Origin of the sequence: Parvularcula mediterranea, from assembly GCF_013085255.1 — a bacterium.
Classification (GTDB): Bacteria; Pseudomonadota; Alphaproteobacteria; order Caulobacterales; family Parvularculaceae; genus Parvularcula; species Parvularcula mediterranea.
In genome coordinates this window covers 908,663-927,016 of record NZ_JABFCX010000002.1, presented here as the reverse complement: position 1 = coordinate 927,016, position 18,354 = coordinate 908,663, and the positions used below count along the sequence as shown (strand labels likewise).

At 62.9% G+C, this 18,354-nt stretch carries 15 protein-coding genes; 3 read left to right on the top strand and 12 right to left on the bottom strand.

The features are described 5' to 3' along the window. Together HK107_RS05035 and HK107_RS05030 are read left to right on the top strand one after the other, a co-directional pair. The gene (locus HK107_RS05035; RefSeq protein WP_173197310.1) at nt 1-978 is read left to right on the top strand and encodes a glycosyltransferase family 2 protein; all 978 of its coding nucleotides are present in this window, start codon (nt 1-3) and stop codon (nt 976-978) included. After that, a complete protein-coding gene (locus tag HK107_RS05030; RefSeq protein WP_173197309.1) occupies nt 975-2,963 on the top strand; it encodes an AMP-binding protein in 1,989 nt (662 codons plus the stop codon). Before HK107_RS05035 ends, HK107_RS05030 begins: the two co-directional genes overlap by 4 nt. Here HK107_RS05030 and trmB read toward each other — a convergent pair. Beyond that, a complete protein-coding gene (gene trmB, locus HK107_RS05025) occupies nt 2,950-3,666 on the bottom strand; it encodes a tRNA (guanine(46)-N(7))-methyltransferase TrmB (protein WP_173197308.1) in 717 nt (238 codons plus the stop codon). The two genes, HK107_RS05030 and trmB, sit on opposite strands and share 14 nt — an antisense overlap. Before the next feature lie 165 nt (nt 3,667-3,831). Continuing rightward, nucleotides 3,832-5,022: a methionine adenosyltransferase gene (gene metK / locus HK107_RS05020; RefSeq protein ID WP_198912299.1), complete on the bottom strand. Its 1,191-nt coding sequence runs from the start codon at nt 5,020-5,022 to the stop codon at nt 3,832-3,834. A gap of 142 nt (nt 5,023-5,164) precedes the next feature. Here metK and HK107_RS05015 point away from each other — a divergent pair, with 142 nt between their 5' ends. Further along, nucleotides 5,165-6,634 carry a flagellin N-terminal helical domain-containing protein gene (locus HK107_RS05015; protein ID WP_173197307.1) on the top strand — a complete coding sequence of 490 codons (1,470 nt, stop codon included), beginning with the start codon at nt 5,165-5,167 and terminating at the stop codon, nt 6,632-6,634. On the opposite strand, the gene HK107_RS05010 is transcribed toward HK107_RS05015, so the two are convergent. The 10 genes from HK107_RS05010 to miaB all read right to left on the bottom strand — a co-directional run bounded on the left by HK107_RS05010 (nt 6,631) and on the right by miaB (nt 18,354). After that, entirely contained in the window at nt 6,631-7,482 is an 852-nt protein-coding gene (locus HK107_RS05010; protein ID WP_173197306.1) for an alpha/beta hydrolase, read from the bottom strand. The genes HK107_RS05015 and HK107_RS05010 overlap by 4 nt on opposite strands. 102 nt (nt 7,483-7,584) lie before the next feature. Next, complete coding sequence (gene putA, locus HK107_RS05005; RefSeq protein ID WP_173197305.1) at nt 7,585-10,701, bottom strand: bifunctional proline dehydrogenase/L-glutamate gamma-semialdehyde dehydrogenase PutA; 3,117 nt, start codon at nt 10,699-10,701, stop codon at nt 7,585-7,587. 96 nt (nt 10,702-10,797) lie between these two features. Beyond that, the gene (locus HK107_RS05000; RefSeq protein WP_332871490.1) at nt 10,798-11,268 is read right to left on the bottom strand and encodes a helix-turn-helix domain-containing protein; all 471 of its coding nucleotides are present in this window, start codon (nt 11,266-11,268) and stop codon (nt 10,798-10,800) included. Between the two features lie 4 nt (nt 11,269-11,272). Next, complete coding sequence (gene lnt, locus HK107_RS04995; protein WP_173197304.1) at nt 11,273-12,898, bottom strand: apolipoprotein N-acyltransferase; 1,626 nt, start codon at nt 12,896-12,898, stop codon at nt 11,273-11,275. Next, complete coding sequence (locus HK107_RS04990) at nt 12,895-13,854, bottom strand: hemolysin family protein (protein ID WP_173197302.1); 960 nt, start codon at nt 13,852-13,854, stop codon at nt 12,895-12,897. Before HK107_RS04990 ends, lnt begins: the two co-directional genes overlap by 4 nt. Before the next feature lie 12 nt (nt 13,855-13,866). Beyond that, nucleotides 13,867-14,340 (bottom strand): rRNA maturation RNase YbeY, encoded by a 474-nt coding sequence (gene ybeY, locus HK107_RS04985; protein ID WP_198912298.1) that lies wholly within the window; start codon nt 14,338-14,340, stop codon nt 13,867-13,869. 25 nt (nt 14,341-14,365) lie between these two features. Next, a complete protein-coding gene (locus tag HK107_RS04980; protein ID WP_173197300.1) occupies nt 14,366-15,313 on the bottom strand; it encodes an SDR family NAD(P)-dependent oxidoreductase in 948 nt (315 codons plus the stop codon). Between the two features lie 64 nt (nt 15,314-15,377). Next, nucleotides 15,378-16,346 (bottom strand): PhoH family protein, encoded by a 969-nt coding sequence (locus tag HK107_RS04975; protein WP_173197298.1) that lies wholly within the window; start codon nt 16,344-16,346, stop codon nt 15,378-15,380. Nucleotides 16,347-16,358: 12 nt separating this feature from the next. Continuing rightward, complete coding sequence (locus tag HK107_RS04970) at nt 16,359-16,919, bottom strand: immunity protein Imm33 domain-containing protein (RefSeq protein WP_233061138.1); 561 nt, start codon at nt 16,917-16,919, stop codon at nt 16,359-16,361. A 76-nt stretch (nt 16,920-16,995) separates the two neighbouring features. Then, nucleotides 16,996-18,354 (bottom strand): tRNA (N6-isopentenyl adenosine(37)-C2)-methylthiotransferase MiaB, encoded by a 1,359-nt coding sequence (miaB, locus tag HK107_RS04965; protein ID WP_332871489.1) that lies wholly within the window; start codon nt 18,352-18,354, stop codon nt 16,996-16,998.

The following is an 18,354-nucleotide window of genomic DNA, read 5'->3' as shown; positions in this document are numbered from 1 at the left end:
ATGCGTTCCGTCACGGTCATCATCGTCAACTACCGCGCCGCCGCGTACATCCTCCCGACGCTCGAGCGGCTCGAGACTGTGCGGCAGGCCGATGGCCTGACGCTCGATGTGGTGATCGTTGATAATGCTTCGGGCGACGGTTCGGTCGCGATGCTGAAGGAAGCCGTCGCAGACAAGGAAAGCTGGGTCTCCCTCATCGAGGCGGAGCGCAACACCGGCTTTGCCGGCGGCAACAATGAGGGCCTGCGCGCCGTCTACGCCCGGGAGGAGCAGCCCGACGCGGTCTTCTTCCTCAACCCCGACACGCTGCTGGCCGAGAATTGTGCGCAGAAGCTCACCGAGGCGCTGTTCGCAGAAGATAAGGTCGGCATTGTCGGAGCACGGATTGAAAACGAGGACGGCAGCGAGCGGGCCTCGGCCTTCGTCTTCCCAAGCCTCATGGGCGAGCTGACCACGAACGCCCCCTTCGCCTCGAAGCTCGGGTTCCAGTCTAGCTACCGCCGGGCGTCGCAGGATGGCGAGCCCTATCAGGTAGCTTGGGTGTCGGGCGCGGCCTTCTTGGTCAAGCGTTCCGCCCTCGAAGACGTGCCCTTCATGGACGACCGGTTCTTCCTCTATTTCGAGGAGATCGATTTCCAGCGGGCGATCACGAAGGCCGGGTGGAAGACGCTCCATCATCCGGGTGCGCGGTGTATGCACCATGCCGGGGTCTCCACAGGCATCAAGGCTGGGCGCGCTGCGGCGAAGACCCTGCCGGCCTACTGGTATGAAAGCTGGCGGCATTACTTCGTCTCGAACCATGGCAGGCTCTATGCGGCCTTCGCGGCGGTCGGCCATTTAATGGGCGTGGGCGCCATGAGGCTGGTCGATGGCTTGAGGGGCAGGCCGCAAAGCGGCGGCATTGCGCTCGGTACCTTTGCGAAGGAGTGCTTTGTCGGCTCACTGATGAAGCCTGCGCCACAGAGGAACAACCCATGAAGCCGCGTATCGGCTTGGTGGCCGAGAACAGCCTGAATTACATCCGTAAACTGGCGGAAATTCTCCAGGAGGGAGTCATCGCTGTTCCGCTCCGGTCCAAGGACGATGCCGAGCGCATCGAGGCCGCTGGGGTCTCTGAGGTGCGCGCAGTTTCCGGTGGTGGTGAGGGTTTGCCAGCCTTCCCAGCGTCCGGTGACGAGCCTGCGCTTATCAATTTTACATCGGGTACGGAAGGTCTCCCCAAGGCCATCGTGATTTCGTCAGGTGCCCTCGCCAACACGGTCGACCGGCTAATCCGCGTCAGCGGAATCGAGCGCGGGACGCGCGAGTATATCGGCGTCCCTCTCCACCATTCCTTCGGCTTTGGCCGGTGCCGCGTACTCGCTGCTGTCGAAGGCGAAGCGGTTCTGCCTGAAGCCGGTTTCGATCCAAATGAGCTCGCAGAGCATTTGCTTTCAGGAAGGGTGGATGCGTTCTCCGCCGTCCCGAGCCAACTGCGGATTTTCCTCAAGCGAAAAGAGCTCTTCTCGGAGGCAGGGCCCAAGGTCCGCTTCATTGAGATCGGGTCGCAATATATGAATGCGGAGGAGAAACGGGCCGTGAGGGATCAGTTCCCGAACGCTTCCATCACCCAGCATTACGGCCTCACCGAAGCGTCGCGTACGACGTTTCTCAGGATCGACCAGACGGACGGAGCGATGCTGGAGAGCGTCGGGCAAGCGCTTCACGGCGTCGAGGTGCGCCTCAGCGAGGGTGGGCTGATCGAAATTCGCGGCCCCCACCTCGCTCTGGGTAAGCTTTCAGGGGACAGGATCGAGCCGCTTACGGATGAAGAGGGGTGGCTCCGTACCTCAGACCTTGGGCGCGTCGAAGATGAATATCTCTTCTTCGGGGGCAGGGCAGACGACCTCATCAATTGCGGCGGTAAGAAGGTGTCGCCCGAAGCGATCGAGGCCACGCTCGCCTCCGAGTACGGACTTTCGGGGGGCTTCGCCATCGGGTGCCTGAGCGATCCCGTCTATGGTGAGCGGGTGCTCCTTCTCCGGGAGGCTTCCGGCCCGCCTAAGGATGCTCTCGAAGATGCAGCAACGCAGGTGCTGAACAGCATGGAGCTTTCGGCGCGCAGCGTTCTGACCTTTGCAGAGACAGATGAATTGCCCCGTACACAGACGGGAAAGATTAAGCGCCGTGAATTGGCGGGACTCGTTAAGGACAGCCCGACTGCGCCGCAGGATCCCATCGGCGCGATCCTCGGGGATGACTACGCTGACACCGGGATCAGCGCGGCCGAGGCAGAGATCGACAGCCTGCAAGTCCTGAACCTCAGCATGCTGTTGGAAGAGAGGGTCGGCGCCCTCCCGGCTGACTGGCGGACCCAGTCTGTGCGCGACTTGCTTCGACAGGAGAAAGGCTTGCGTGCCGAAGAGGCCGCGCCCGTCAATGACGGCGCGACGAACCAGAACCCCAAAAGTATCAGCTACTGGGACCTGGTGCGGGAAGACCTGCGCACCAATGACGGCAGCCTTCTCTCTTACGGCTTCTGGGCACTCTTCTGGCACAGGTTCGGCAACTGGCGAATGTCGGTCCGGATGAAGCTCTTGAGGGCACCCCTCACCCTTCTCTACCGGATTATGAACATGGCCGTGAATGTCGTATGCGGAATAAAGCTCGACTATACGGTCAATGTCGGTCGCCGGGTCAAGATCGAGCACTTTGGCGGGATGATGCTCGGTGCCTTACGCATTGGCGATGACGTGACGATCCGTCAGAACACGACCTTTGGGGTCGCGCGCCTGTCCGACCTCGGAGGAAAGCCGATCATAGAGAGTGGGGTCAACATTGGTGCTGGCGTTGTGATCGCAGGACGGGTCACTGTGGGGCGGAACAGCGTGATCGGCCCCAATTGCGTGGTCATGACCGACGTTCCGGCTTACTCCCACGTGGAAGTGGCGTCGCCTGACGTCCGCCCGATCAGCGCTTCGTGAAGGTCAGATAAGTGACAGGGCGGCCTGCCGCCTCACCCTTGGCCATGTAACGGGTCTTCGGCCAGTCCTCGCCAGGATCGGTCCAATCGGACATTGCCTCAGCTTGCCAATCAAAGGCTCCGCCCTCGCGCTCAAGCATTTGCCAGTGCATGAGCGTCCAGCGAATATAGTCGGCAATGTCCGAGCTGATCCTCAGCTCACCGCCTTTTTTGATGGCGCGGGCAGCCTCGCTGAGGAACCACTGGCTGACCATCCTCCGCTTGTGGTGACGCTTCTTCGGCCAGGGGTCGGGCTGAAGGAGGTAGAGCGTCTGGAGCGCACCGTCCGGGACGGCTTCGAGCGCTGGCCGCGCATCACCCTCAAGGACGAGGACGTTCGGCAGCTTCCTTTCTTCGATCTGTATAAGGAGTTTCGCGACGCCGTTGATAAACGGCTCCGCGCCGAAGAAAAGCGTGTCGGGATGCCGCTCGGCTTGCCATGCCAGATGCTCACCGCCGCCAAAGCCGATCTCGAAGGCAACGGCCCCCTGATGCGCCTCGATCCGGGCGGCGATGTCCTCAGCAGAAAAGCTGACCTTCGGCAGAAGCTCCTCGACCAGCCGTGCCTGACGGGGCTTCAGCGTCTTGTCCTTGTTCCGCCCAAAGAGGCGCCCTCCGGGATGTTCGGAGCGGTCAGCAGACGGACGTTTGGTGTTATCGGGCATGGGGCATCTCGCTAGAAGATCAGCGCCCTACCTCTCCCGGTGGGAGAGGTCAAAATCTTCGATTTTGGGTGAGGGGCGACCGGCCGATGGGATCGCCTGCCCTCACCCGAAGCCTGCTGCGCAGTCTTCGACCTCTCCCACAGGGAGAGGTAAAGTCTTTCAGGCTCAAAAAGCGCGTTTCAGCTCGTCGACGAGGTCCGTCTTCTCCCAGGAGAAGCCGCCATCGGCGTCGGGCTCACGGCCGAAGTGGCCATAGGCAGCGGTGCGCTCATAGATCGGCTTGTTGAGGCCGAGATGGGTGCGGATACCGCGGGGCGAGAGGTCCATGATGTCGAGGAGCTTGCTCTCAAGCTCCGCCTCGCCAACTTCGCCCGTGCCCTGGAAGTCGACATAGAGCGACAGTGGCTTGGCGACGCCGATGGCGTAGCTGACCTGCAGGACGCAGCGCCTGGCAAGGCCAGCGGCGACGACGTTCTTGGCGAGATAGCGGCAGGCATAGGCAGCCGAGCGGTCCACCTTCGTCGGGTCTTTCCCTGAGAAAGCGCCGCCGCCGTGGGGCGCTGCGCCGCCATAGGTGTCGACGATGATCTTGCGGCCGGTGAGGCCAGCGTCACCATCGGGGCCGCCGATCACGAACTGGCCTGTGGGGTTCACATAGAGCTCGTCTTCAGGCGGCATCCAGCCTTCCGGCAGGCACTTCTCGATATAGGGGCGAACCATTTCGCGGACGTCGGCCTGGGACAGGCCGGCGACGTGCTGGGTCGAGACGACGACCGAGGTCGTGCCGACCGGACGGCCGCCTTCATACTTCACCGTGACCTGGCTCTTCGCGTCAGGAAGAAGGCGATCCTCGCTGCCCTTGTGCCGAGCATCCGCCAGTGCGCCGACAATGGCGTGGCTGAAGGCGATCGGGGCAGGCATCAGGCTCTCGGTCTCGTCGGTGGCGAAGCCGAACATGATGCCCTGGTCGCCAGCGCCCTCGTCCTTGTCGTCACCGGCATCGACGCCCATCGCGATCTCGGTCGACTGGCCGTGGACGTGGCATTCGATCGATGCGTCCTTCCAGTGGAAACCGTCCTGCTCATAGCCAATGGCCTTGATGGCGCCGCGCGCCGTCTCGATCATTTCTTCGGCCGAGACGCCCGGCTCACAGCGCGTCTCACCGGCCAGCACCACCCGGTTGGTGGTGGTCAGGGTCTCCACAGCCACGCGGGCCTCGGGCTGTTTGGAGAGGTGCAGGTCAACGATGGCGTCGGAGATGCGGTCGGAAACCTTATCCGGATGGCCCTCGGAAACACTCTCCGAGGTGAAGATGTAGTCTTGGCGCGTCACGGGCTGGCCCTCTTGGATCGGCATATAAAGAAATCCTTATGTCGCCCGTGCGGCAGGCTGGCAAGGCATTCGATGCATCGAGACGGGGTATCTTCACCAGTTCTCCACCCCTCTGGGCGATATAAAATCCCGGGAAGCTGTGTCCGCGTGGGAGCGTTCATCGTTGGTGGGGCTAGGGAACATCTCGTCAGTCCAGACGGCGCTCAGGACCCTTCGCGCGGTCCAGAGCGCTGGCGAAGATGTGCGCGCCCAGATCTCCACGGGGCTCAAGGTCCGGGGAGCCAATGACAACCCAGCCTTCTTTCTCGTCTCGCAGAAGACGCGGAGCGACGTCACCGTCCTTTCCGGCTTGCGGGAGAACCTGACGGTCGTGGAGGGCGCGATCGGTGCAGCCAATGCAGGCATCGAAGAACTCAACCGGCTCGTCGAGCAGATCTACGACCTCGTCCCCACGGCGCAGACGGGGATCGCCATCGAGGAACAGGACATCGTCTTTGGCGAAATCCTCAAGCAGTTCCGCGACACCATCAACGCCTCAAGCTTTCAGGGTACGAACCTTCTCACCCAGTCCGATATCTCCACATCGGTGATCGGGCTCGATCGCTCAGGCTCGGGGTTCGACTTCCGAACGCTCAGCCTGGCGGGCGGCGACTTCCTCAGGGACAGCTTCTTTGATGGCCTTGAAGAGCTGGACGGCGAGTTCGTCATCAATGCGGAGAACTTCACCAGCCGCGAGACAGCGATCGGTCGGGGCGATGGTCTGGTCAATGAATGGGTCGCCGGGACAGGCGCACTCGAAGGCTTCATGGTCTGGGAAGAAGATGGAGTGGACGACTTCTTCGCGGACGCCTCACCTGGCAGCCGGACGGACCTTTACAGGGACCCATCGGACGTTCTCGCCTATGCTCCGCGTATTGACTATCGCGTGCAGGTGAACACGCCGGGACGCTACTACGTCAACGTCCGGGGCATCGGTGTCGCGCCTGCTGGCGACAGTATCCATGTGGGTTTCGACGGCAATGTGCTGACCGGCACGGGCGGCGTGCAAATCCCCAATGGCGGCGGCTGGGGGACCAGGGACACGCTGAGCGGTGCGCGGGTCTTTGTCGATATTGCGGCGCCGGGGATCTACACGCTCAATATCTGGGGGCGCGAAGATGGCACGGCCATCGACGGCATCCAGTTCATCGAAGGGGATCCGTCGGAGCCCTCGGCGGCAACCCCGCTTCCGCCGCCCACGCCGATCAGCGGTTCGGACCTTCCCTACTTCACCGATGCTGAGTTCGGGGCCGAGCGTCGGGCGTCCGCAGGGATCTATGAGCTCCTGACGCTGGTCAATCCCTCTGCCATTCGTCTGGCTCCGGAAGATTCGATGCAGATCATCGAAGAGGTGCGCTCGCGGCTCTCGATCTACCAGAGCCAGCTTGGTGCCTATGACCGGCTGATCGACCGTCAGGACACATATCTTCGCGACCTGACCGGCGGACTTGATCTTGCCGTGTCAGCACTTGTCGAGGCTGATCTCGAAGAAGCCTCCAGCAGGCTTCAGGCGGTGCAGGTCCAAGAACAGCTCGCGCTCCAAAACCTCGGCATCATCAACAGGTCCCAGAGCCAGATCCTGACGCTCTTCAACTAGTCGGCCTTCGGAGTATTCCCGCTGCTGAGCCATGCGGCAGCGCGGGCGATGCTTGCCTCTCCCGGAGCGAAGACGGGGGCGAAGAGTTCTTCCATGTGGAAACCCTCCCGCGTCGAAAGGGTGAGGGGCGCACCTGCCCGCGCAGCCTCGACGGCGAAGATCAGGCTGTCATCGAGGAGGACCTCGCCCGTGCCCACGGACAGGTAGCAGGGCGGGAGGAGGGACAGATCGCGCAGGGCGAGGTTCTGGTCGGGATCACCCGCTTCTTCCTCGCCGATGGCCATGTCTGCGAGGCGCGCATCCATCTCCGGATCGTTCATCAGGTCAGCCTCGGCGTTGGCCCTGCGGCTTGAGGCGCGAGCGTCGCCTCGCGCGGTGTTGGGCGAGAAGGCGACCACGGCTTCAAGCACCCGCTCCGTCGCGGCGATCAACGCCAGCTGGCCGCCTGCGCTGATCCCAGCCAGTGCGGGAGCGTAGCCATAGGCATCGGACATGCGGTCGATGGCGTCGAGGACGGCATTCTTCTGCCGGGGCCAAAGGGCTTCCGGAGCAAGCGGATAGCGAAGCGCCAGGACATCGCGGCCACTATGCTTGGCGAGAACCGACGCAAGGCCTGCATGGCTCTCAGGTGATCCGAACACAAAGCCGCCGCCGTGAAGGAAGAGGATCGGGGCGCCGCCATGTTCGCCAAAGAGGAGCCCGTCCAGGCCTTGGATGCCTGGGCACCGGCCCTGCGGGACATCAACGGTGGCGGGCCGGGCCATCGCTTCGAAGGCCTCGCGCATCAGGGCGGGCGCACCCTTCACCGGGTGCGCGGCTATATGCTTCTCAAGGTCCCCCCGGTCCATCGCGGTCCTCCGGCGCTCACTGATACTCTGCAACACGCGAGAGCCAGCTTGTGGCACCGAATTCGCCGCGATGAAACCACACGAAGGCGCGAGGAGGCCAGCTTACTCCGTATCCTCCATCGCGATCAGCGAGGCATTGCCCCCTGCCGCCGCGATGTTGGTGGAGATCACGCGCTCCTCTGCGAAGCGGAGGAGGTAATGCGGGCCGCCCGCCTTGGGGCCCGTGCCCGAGAGGCCCATGCCGCCGAACGGCTGGGAGCCGACAATGGCGCCGATCTGGTTCCTGTTGACGTAGACATTGCCCGCGGGCGCTTCCTCAGCCAGACGCTGGGCCACCTCGGTGATCCGCGTGTGGATGCCAAAGGTGAGGCCGTAGCCTGTTGAGGCAACTTCTTTCAGCACACGATCAAACTCGCCGGCCTTGAAGCGTTTGACGTGGAGGATCGGGCCGAACTGCTCCCGCTCGAGGATTTCCTCATCGCCAAGTTCGAAGATATGGGGCGCGAGGAAGGTGCCTTCCTTCGGCGCATCGCCTTTGTAGACGAGGCCCTCGCGGCTACCCGCATATTTGGCGAGCTTGCTCCGTGCCTCTTCATCGATGATGGGGCCGATGTCGGTCGTGGCGAGAGCCGGGTCGCCAAGCTTCATCGTTTTCGTCCGCCCAATGATCATCTTGAGCATCGTATCAGCGACATCTTCCTGCACGTAAAGAACGCGAAGAGCCGAGCATCGCTGGCCTGCGGACTGGAAGGCCGAGGCGACCACATCGTCGGTGACCTGCTCGGGCAGTGCCGTTGCATCGACCACCATGGCGTTGACCCCGCCCGTTTCCGCGATGAGCGGCAGGATCGGGCCAGGTTTCTCCGCAAGCTGACGTTGGATGAGCTTGGCAACCTCCGTGGAGCCGGTGAAGACCACGCCTGCGATCTTTTCATGATCCAGCATCGCCTTGCCGACTCTGCCGTCGCCGAGGAGGAGCTGGCAGGCAGAAGTAGGGATGCCAGCCTCATGCAGGATGCGGACAGCTTCCTGCGCGATAAGAGGGGTCTGTTCGGCCGGCTTGGTCACGACGGCATTGCCTGCGGCGAGGGCCGCAGTCGTCTGTCCAAGGAAGATCGCCAGCGGGAAGTTCCACGGCGAGATAACGGCAAAGACGCCGCGTCCTTCAAGACGCAGCTGGTTCTCCTCACCAACGGGCCCTGGAAGAGGCTGAGGCTGGAAGAGGCGTCGCGCTTCGGCGGCATAGAAGCGGCAGAAATCGACCGCCTCGCGGATCTCGGCAATCCCGTCTTCGAGGTTCTTGCCGGCTTCCTTGGCGAGGATCGCCATCAGCCTGTCGCGGTTCACTTCGAGAAGGTCCGCCGCGCGCTCAAGCGCCAGGGCACGAGCCTCAGGCGGGGTTTCGTTCCATTCGCGGAAGCCGCGCGCCGACACGTCCACCGCCTCGCGGGCCATGCGTTCGTCAGCTTCGGAAAGCTTCGCGATGGGCTGGCTGTCATTGGGGCTCAGAAGGTCCCTTTCCTCAGGGCCCGGACGGTCTTCGCCACCGATGATCGAGGCGACGTTGAGGCCTTCAAGGTCGGCGCCATCCATTCCCCGCATCAAATCAGTCAAGGCGACCGAATCGCCGAATGCGAGACCAGCAGAATTGGTTCGCTCACCGAAGATTTCTGTTGGGCGCTTGATCGACGAATGGCGATAACCGCCGAGCCGCTCAAGGCGTGGGCGAGGCTGCTCCAGCAGCCTGTCATCGGCCACGGTATCGTCATGGACCTGGGCCACAAAGGAACTGTTGGCCCCGTTTTCCAGCAGCCTACGGACGAGATAGGCGAGAAGGTCCCGGTGCCCGCCCACGGGTGCGTAGATACGGCAGGGATACTTCTCCTCGCCGCGCTCAGTCAGGATGCCTTCCTCCGTGATCTGCTCATAAAGGCTCTCGCCCATGCCGTGGAGGCGCTGGAACTCAAAGTCCTGAGGGCTGTCCTTCGCGTGGGCCATCTCGATGATGGTCGCGCAGGTGAGGGCATTGTGGGTTGCGAACTGCGGATAGAGCCGAGGCGCCACATCGAGGAGCCTCGAGGCACAGGCGATATAGGAGAGGTCCGTCGCAGCCTTCCGTGTAAAGACAGGAAAGTCCGGGATGCCCGCCTGCTGGGCCAGCTTGATCTCGGTGTCCCAGTAGGCGCCTTTGACAAGGCGGACCATCATGCGGCCGCTACGCTCTTCGGCGAGGTCGGCAGCCCACTGACAGACGGCCATGGCGCGCTTCTGGTAGGCCTGGATCGCAAGGCCGTAGCCATCCCAGCCTGACAGGGCATCATCCGTGTACACGCGGCGGATGACATCAAGGGACATCTCCAGCCGCTCGGCCTCTTCGGCATCCACGGTCATGTTGAGGTCGTAATTCTTTGCAGCCTTGCCAAGCTCGAACAGTTTCGGCGCAAGGTCTGCAACCGCGTCGTCCCAGTGGCGCGGGTGATAGTTCGGATTGAGCGCCGAAAGCTTCACCGAAATACCGCGTGCGCCGGGCTCGTCATTGCCCGGCGCCTTGCCGATGGCTTCGATCGCCTCGTGATAGGCGGTGAGGTAGCGATCCGCATCGGCGGTCGTCCGTGCACCCTCGCCGAGCATGTCGTAGCTGAAGCGGTAGCCCTGACGCTCTTCCTTGCGGGCACGCTTGAGGGCCTCTTCGATCGTCTGCCCAAGGACAAACTGGTGGCCAAGATAGCCCATCGCCTGCCTGACGCCCATGCGGACCGTCGGCATGCCGAGGCGCTTCACGAGGTTCTGGAGGGTGTTCTGCGGGGTCTCGCCGGGGCGGATCACCCGGTTGGTGAGGCCGAGGCCCCATGCAGCCGCCGCCACGAACATGGAGTCCGATTTTTTCTCGTGGCTGACCCAGTCGCCTGCGGAAATCTTGTCCTCGATCAGCCGGTCCTGGGTCTTGGCGTCAGGCACGCGGAGGAGGGCTTCGGCCATCACCATGAGGGCGAGGCCTTCCTTGGTCGACAAGCCATATTCGCGCAGAAACGCATCAAGGTTCGCGCCGCCGCGGGTCCTGTGCCTGATCCCGTCGATCAGGGTCGAAGCGACCCTTGTCGCTTGGCCATGGGCCCGATCAGCGCTTCTCGCGGCGAGCATCAGGCGGGGAACGACGACTTCGTCTGCTTCGGCGTAAGGCTCAGAAAAGCCAAGGCTTTGCGGGCGATAATCGAGCATCAAGGTACCTCCACTGCCTCAAAAGGCAGGGGTTCCCTAGGAGGTCTCAACCGCTTTGTCTCCCGAAGTGGCGGAAGCGTGATCGGCGTTAAGACGTCAGCCTTTTTCCGAGCCCTCGTCGACCTCGTCACCGAGCGTCTTCACGAGGTCGAGGACCTTCCGACGGACCTGGTAGTCCTTGATCTTCGCGAAGGCGCGGCAGAGCTGCATACCCTCGGGCGTCGACAGGGTCGCAAGGAAATCCGCGCGGTCGTCCTTGCCGCCCGACAGGTTCCGCTGGGTCTCGGCAAAGCCGATCAGCGTCTCCGGACCATCGCCGTAATCGTCGTAGAAGAACTGAACCGGGACCGAAAGGATCCGCGCAATCTCATAGAGACGGCTGGCACCGATACGGTTCACGCCCTTCTCGTACTTCTGGACCTGCTGAAAGGTCAGGCCGAGCTCTTCGCCGAGCTTGTCCTGCGAAATGCCCTGCATCATGCGGCGCAGGCGGACCCGGCTTCCGACATGGACGTCGATCGGGTGAGGGCCGCGCTTACTCTGTGCTGTCGTGCGCTTGCTATCCACGTGTCTATCGTTCCCCTGACGCGGTATGGTTGACCTTTTCAATCGCCACTTGTGGGCCGGTTCGCCAGACCATCAATACGATAAAGCTCACCATCGCCCAAAAGATCAAGTCGCCAGCACGTGTATAGAGTGTAGGGGGCCGCGCAACAGGCAGCGCCGAGGTGATCGTTCCGGGGGTGTAAAGCGGAATGGTGTCGAGGACCCGGCCTTCGCTGTCGATGACTGCGGAGATGCCAGTATTGGCGCTCCTCGCGATGGGAAGCCCGGTCTCGATCGCCCGCATGCGAGCGATATCAAGGTGTTGCATCGGCCCGGCTGCGTCGCCGAACCACGCATCATTGGTGACGACGACCAGCCATTCGGGCCGCTCGCCCTTGGGATAGAGGGTGCCCGGGAAGACATCTTCATAGCAAATGAGCGGCGCAAACGGCGCTGGCACCCCGTCGATGCGCGCTGGCCCTGTCCCTGGCGTGAACCCTCCATCCCCCACAGGGCTCAGGGCTTCGATGCCGAGCGCCTCAAAGACGGAGTAGAACGGGAGGGTCTCTCCGAACGGCACCAGCCGGTGCTTGTCATAGGTCGCCGCCAGCGGCGCACCGCCGTCGGACGGCCCGAACATATGGAAGGTGTTGGCAAAACCCCCATCCTCCGTCGCCCTGATCGAGCCGGTGACGACATAGCTCTGGGCGGGCAGCCGATCAGACAAAGCGCCCGAAAGCTCAGGGATGCGGGCGATGAACGGGTAGGCGTTTTCAGGCCAGATCGCGAAGATGGCCTTGCCGTCTTCAAGCCGTGCTGCGGCCGCCTCGGTCATGTCGAGGGTGCGCCTTAGGCCCTCCACCCGCTTCTGGGCGTCGAGCTTGTCCCGCTGGGGAACGCTCGGCTGGACGACGACGATCTGGGTATCGTCCCGGAGCTCTGGCGCGAGGAGCGTCAGCCTCAGGCCGCCGAAAAGAATGATCGCGCCAAGCCCTGCCGCGCCGAGAGTGGCGGTTCGCCTCGTCCGTGACGGGTTCAAAACGATCGCTGCTGGCACAAGGCTCAGAGCCACAAGAACGAGCCCATAGGCATAAGGCCCAAACGCTGCGAGCGGCTGGAGGAGGACGCCCCACCCGGCGGTCCCTTGCGCATAGAGGTTCCAGGGGAGCCCCGTGAGGATATGCCCGCGCAGCCATTCGGTCACCGCGAGGAGAAGGATCAGGGGCACGAGCGCCGGCAGGCCAGACAGCCCGAACCGCCTGACGGCCCAGACACTGCCAAGCCCTGACAGGGCGAAAAACAGCCCAAGACCGAAGAAGAAGAGCGGCAGGACGATGGGGATCAACCACGCGAAAGCATCTGCCTGAACAAGAAAGGCATTGGCCAGCCAGAACATTCCGGCCGCGAAATAGAGGGTGCCGAAGGCTGAGCCGGTCCAGAAGGCCGAGCAGAGCGGCTTCTTCTTGGAAAGCGAGCCATGAAGCAGGATCGTAAGCCCCGAGAGCCCTATCGCCAGCATCGGCAGGAGCCTTAGCGGGGCAAACGACATGGCCGTCAGCGCGCCAAAGCCAGCCGCCACCAAGAGCCGGTTCCAGCCTGAAAGCTCCGCGATGGATAAGAGCCCCGCGCGGAGCTTCTCAGCCCTCGTCACGCCGGTGCCTGCTCCTGGCTGCGCGCGAGCTTGATGAGCACCCGTCGGACCCGGCGGGGATCAGCTTCGGCGATCTCGAACTCATGGCCATCAGGATGGACAATCACCTCACCGCGCAGGGGCACCCTCCCTGAAAGGCTGAAGACCAGACCGCCGAGCGTGTCGGCGTCCTCGTCTTCAAGCCGCAGGTCGACATCAAGACGTTCAGCCAGAGCATCGAGTTCAACCCTTGCGTCGCTGTCCCAGCGACCGCCTTGGGTCTGACGCAGGCGCATTTCCTCGGCCACGTCGTGCTCGTCGCGAATGTCGCCGACAATCTCCTCGATCAGATCCTCGATGGTCACGAGGCCATCGGTACCGCCAAACTCGTCGATGACGAGGGCCATGTGGATCCGCTGGGCCTGCATCCTGAGAAGAAGATCGGCCACTGGCATGGAGGGCGGAGCGTAGAGAAGCTTCCTGACGAGAGGCTCGAGCGCCGAGGGCTGCTCGTCGCTCTTGGCGTCCTCTTCGGCTTCGGCCGTCGCCGGACCTTTGGAGAGCTCCGTCACCACGTCCTTGATATGGATGAACCCGATCGGGTCATCGAGATCGCCACGATAGACCGGGAGCCGCGAGTGGCCTGCCGATGCGAAGGCGGACACCGCATCGCTGATCGAGCCATCGACATCCATGCCGATAATGTCGGCGCGGGGGATCGCGACGTCTCCGACGCGCACGCTCTCAAGCGCATGGACGCGCTCGATCATCGCCTTTTCAGTGGCGCTCAGGTCACGGTTCTGGCCGTTCACCTGGGTCTGGCCTTCGGTGTGGCCGTTACCGTTTCGCTTTCGGAACAAGGTGCCGAGCTTGAACCCGCCGCGGTCTGCAGCGGGGGTTTCCTGTCGGTCTTTGGGGTCGTTGTCAGCCTGCGCCGCTTCGGCGGCAAACTGAGACGGCTCAGAGCCGTCGGGCATGGTCGTCTCCATTCACTGGCCCGGTTCGGCATAGGGGTCGCCGATCCCGAGACGCGCGAGAATTCGGCGTTCGAGATCTTCCATGATCTCCGCCTCGTCCTCCGAGATATGATCATAGCCGAGGAGATGCAAAAGACCATGAACGATAAGATGCGTCGTGTGGGCTTCGGCAGTGATCCCTTTTTCCTCCGCCTCGTGAGCGCAGGTCTCGTAGGCGAGCGCCAGGTCACCGAGCGGCTGGTGCTCTTCAGGCAGGCCGGGAATTTCGTCGGAAGGGAAGGACAGCACGTTTGTGGGCTTGTCCTTGCCCCGGTGCTCGAGGTTGAGGGCTTGGACTTCAGCGTCTGAGGTGAAAAGCGCCGAGACCACCCGCTCAAGGGCCGGGTCGCCCGTCTCTTCCCTGACGGCGGAGAAGCTGCGGTCGGCGAGGGCCTGGGGGCTCAGCTGCTCCCAGGCCTCGTCCGCGATGATGATGTCGATGTTCACCCGCGCGCCTCTCGCCGGAGTGGTGTCAGCTTGCAAGCAGCTTTTCGGAGAGGTGCCAGAGTTTATCGGCCTCGTCGTCCGAACAGGCCCAGCTCCTGACGCCGAAGAACCCCTGGTCATCATCCGGCGCGAGGGCCGCGATGTTGCAATCCTCGCAATAGACCCCGCCATGACCTTCCAGCATCGGAGAGGTCGCCGCCCAAAGGGTCGTGGCCGTCCCCTGCGCAGGAGATTTGAAGAAGGCGGCGACAGCTTCGGGAATGGTGCCGTCTTCGTTGAGCCAGCCCATGGCGATCTGCTCCTTCTTGGGCATGTTACGCTGCAAGTCGGTCATGATTCCGCCGGGGTGCACGGAGTAAGCGCTGATGCTCTCCTCCCGCTGGTCGAGCGCGCGGGCGAAGAGAGCGTTGGCGGTCTTGGACTGTCCGTACCCTTCCCACTTGTCATAGGGCCGGTCGTTAAAATGGGGGTCATCCCAGATGATCCCGGTCCTCCGGTGTGCGAGGGAGGAGAGGGCAACGACCCGCGGCGCCTCAGCTTTCCTGAGCGCAGGAAGAAGCTCCGTCGTCAGAGCGAAGTGACCCATATGGTTGATGCCGAACTGGCTTTCCCACCCGGGGCCAACTCTTTCGAGGGGCGGGACCATGATCCCCGCATTGTTGATGAGGAGGTCGAGGGGCTGGCCGCCGATGTCCGAAGCGAACTTCCTGACGCTGGCGATATCGGCAAGGTCCATGTCCGCGACGGTGACACCTTTGATCCCGCTCAGCGCTTCCTCCGCCTTCTGACGGCTTCGCGCAGGAACGATGATCTGGGCGCCTTGACCGGCGAGGGCTTTCACTGCCTCAAGACCGATGCCTGAATAGCCGCCGGTGACGATGGCGCGCTTGCTGCTCAGGCCATCCGTATGCATCACCTCTTCGGGTTCAGGCTTCCTGTCCCAAGGCACATCAAGCGGGCGTTGGTCGGTCATGGCATCCTCCATTTTGGAGAAAGGCTCGGCCTTTGCCTGCTTCTGCGCAAGGGCAGAGCGCAGCTCAGGCGCCGGGGACCCGCACCGCGTCGCGCGCATCATAGGCCCTGACGATCTCACCGACGAGCCTGTGCCTGACGACGTCATCTCCAGTGAACCGGGTCACCGATACACCATCAATCTTCGTCAGCAGGCTGAGGGCATCTGCGAGCCCTGACTGGCGCGGATCTGGAAGATCCGTCTGGGATGGGTCGCCCGTGATGCACATACGCGAGTTCTCGCCGAGGCGGGTCAGGAACATCTTCATCTGAGCGATGGTGGCGTTTTGGGCCTCGTCAAGAATGACAGCAGAACGGGTCAGCGTCCGGCCACGCATGAAGGCGAGGGGCGCGATCTCGATTTCCTTGGCCGCAATCTTCCGGTCGACAAAGTCGGTATGCAGACAATCGTAAAGCGCGTCGTAGAGAGGGCGGAGATAGGGATCCATCTTCTCCTTCTCATCGCCCGGCAGGAAGCCAATCCGCTCGCCTGCCTCAACAGCGGGCCGCGACAGGATGACCTTCTCCACCTGCCCCGAGACCAGCATCGACGCCGCGTTGGCCACCGCGAGATAGGTCTTGCCCGTACCCGCTGGCCCCACGCCAAAGACAAGCTCATCCTCCGCCAACTGGCGCATGAACTGGCCCTGCGATGCCGAGCGCGGCGCAATCGTCCGTCTGGGGAGGACCAGCGCCTGGCCTGTAGCCTCTCGCTTGGCGCGAACGGGGGTGGGGGAGCGTTCGATACGCAACAGCCCCTCGACATCGGCGAGGGTCACGGTCTGGCTATTCTCAAGCCGGATATAGAGCTGCTCCAGCACCGCCTTCGCCTGCAGCCGCGCATGGTCGCCGCCATTGATCGTGATTTCGTTCCCGCGCGGATCAAGCCTGACGCCGAGCGCGTTCTCGATCAGCGTCAGGTGCGCATCCGTCGGCCCGCAAAGGTCACGGACGAGATTAGCGTCGTCAAAGGCGAGGGTGTCGCTGGCGGTCACTGCTTTCTCCCATCATGTACCTTCCGGCACAAAAGTGTTCCGTTCCCAATCTCTGATGAAGCGGGCACCGATTGGTTCGTTGATCAGCTCCAGCCAAGTATCGTCCCGATTCAGAACCCTTCCTAACGCGACGATTTGAGCTTCACGCTGATCAATTTCATCATCGCTCTCGTCACGGTAGTCTCCGCGGATGCGCCACCCACTGTCTACGGCTCGACGCGTCGTAAAATCCTGATCCGGTTCCTCACGGTACAGAAAATGAATGAGCTTTGAGCCGTCGAGCACACAGGAGTCGACGAGGCAGAGTTTGAAGTATGAGTCGGACTGCCCCTGCAATGGGGCCTGTTCACCGTCAGCGTACATAACGGAGATGATATGCCATTCGCTGAAGCCAATGGCATCACCGAAAGAGACGCTCACGAGCTTGTCGGGATTATTGTCTAAGACTCCCTCAAGATCAGCGCCGCTTCTGGCCGTAACCTTCACCCACATGCGTTCCGTGGGAACCTCGCCGTCTGGTTCAATCGGCGGGAAGATTAGCTGGACCCGGTCGCCGACGCCGACCTTCGCCAAACTCTCCGCACTCGGCAGAAAAAACGTATAGGGCGCTTCCTGTTGGATAGGCCGAGGATCATTCAGGGGTCGCGAGCTAGTCATCGGCGCCTTGGCCAAGAACCCCTTTCAGGCTGTTCGGACCACGTTCTTCGATCCGCACCGGGACGATCTGGCCGAGCGTCGCTCCGGGGGCGATGACGTGCACGGACTGGAGATAGGGCGACTTGCCGACGAGCTGGCCTTCGAGGCGGCCTGCCTTCTCGAACAACACCGGGAGCGTCCGGCCGACCTGCGCCTGGTCAAAGGCGTGGCGCTGTTCGTTGAGGAGGGCCTGCAGCCGCTGGAGGCGCTCGTTCTTGATGTCCTCGGCCACCTGCTTGGGCATGGTCGCGCCGGGGGTGCCGGGGCGGCGGGAATATTTGAAGCTGAAGCAGCTCGCGTAGTTCACGTCGCGGACGAGGGCCATCGTGTCTTCGAAGGCGGCCTCATCCTCGCCGGGGAAGCCGACGATCATGTCGCCGGAGATCGCGATGTCGGGACGCGCCGCGCGGACCTTCTCGATCTGGCGGATATAGCTTTCCGCCGTATGCGCACGGTTCATGGCCTTCAGCACACGGTCGTTCCCCGCCTGCACGGGCAGGTGGAGGTAGGGCATGAGCTTCGGCTCTTCGCCGAAAGCTTCGAGGAGCCCATCATCCATGTCCTTGGGGTGCGAGGTCGTAAAGCGGATGCGGTCGAGCCCGTCGATCCTTGCCAGGTGCCGGATCAGCTCGCCAAGGCCCCACTCGTCACGGCCATCGCCCGATGGCGCCTTGCCGTGCCAGGCATTGACGTTCTGGCCGAGGAGGGTGACCTCACGAACGCCCTGCTGGACCAGCTGGCGGCATTCGAGCGTGATCGCATCAGCAGAGCGCGAGACTTCTGCGCCGCGGGTATACGGAACAACGCAGAAGGTGCAAAATTTGTCGCAACCCTCCTGCACGGTGACAAAGGCGGAGTAGCCTTCAGCTTCGCGGCCCTCGGCGAGGCGGTCAAACTTCTCCTCGACATCGAAGTCCGTGTAGAGACGTTCGCCTGTCTGGCGGGCGGTCTTGGCGACGATCTCGGGCAGCTTGTGGTAGCTTTGCGGGCCGATGACGAAGTCGATCTGCGGTGCGCGCTCGCGCATTTCCGCGCCCTCGGCCTGGGCCACGCACCCTGCGACCGCGATCGTGCCGCCCCGGGCTTTGACGTCCTTCAGACGGCCAAGCTCGGAATAGACCTTCTCCGCCGCCTTCTCGCGGATATGGCAGGTGTTGAGGATGACGAGGTCGGCATCCTCAGGCGTCTCCGCGGCTTCATAGCCGAGAGGTTTGAGGAGGCCGCTCATGCGCTCGCTGTCATAGACGTTCATCTGACAGCCCCATGTCTTCACATGGACGCGTTTCTTGGGGGATTTTTCAGTCGTGCTCAC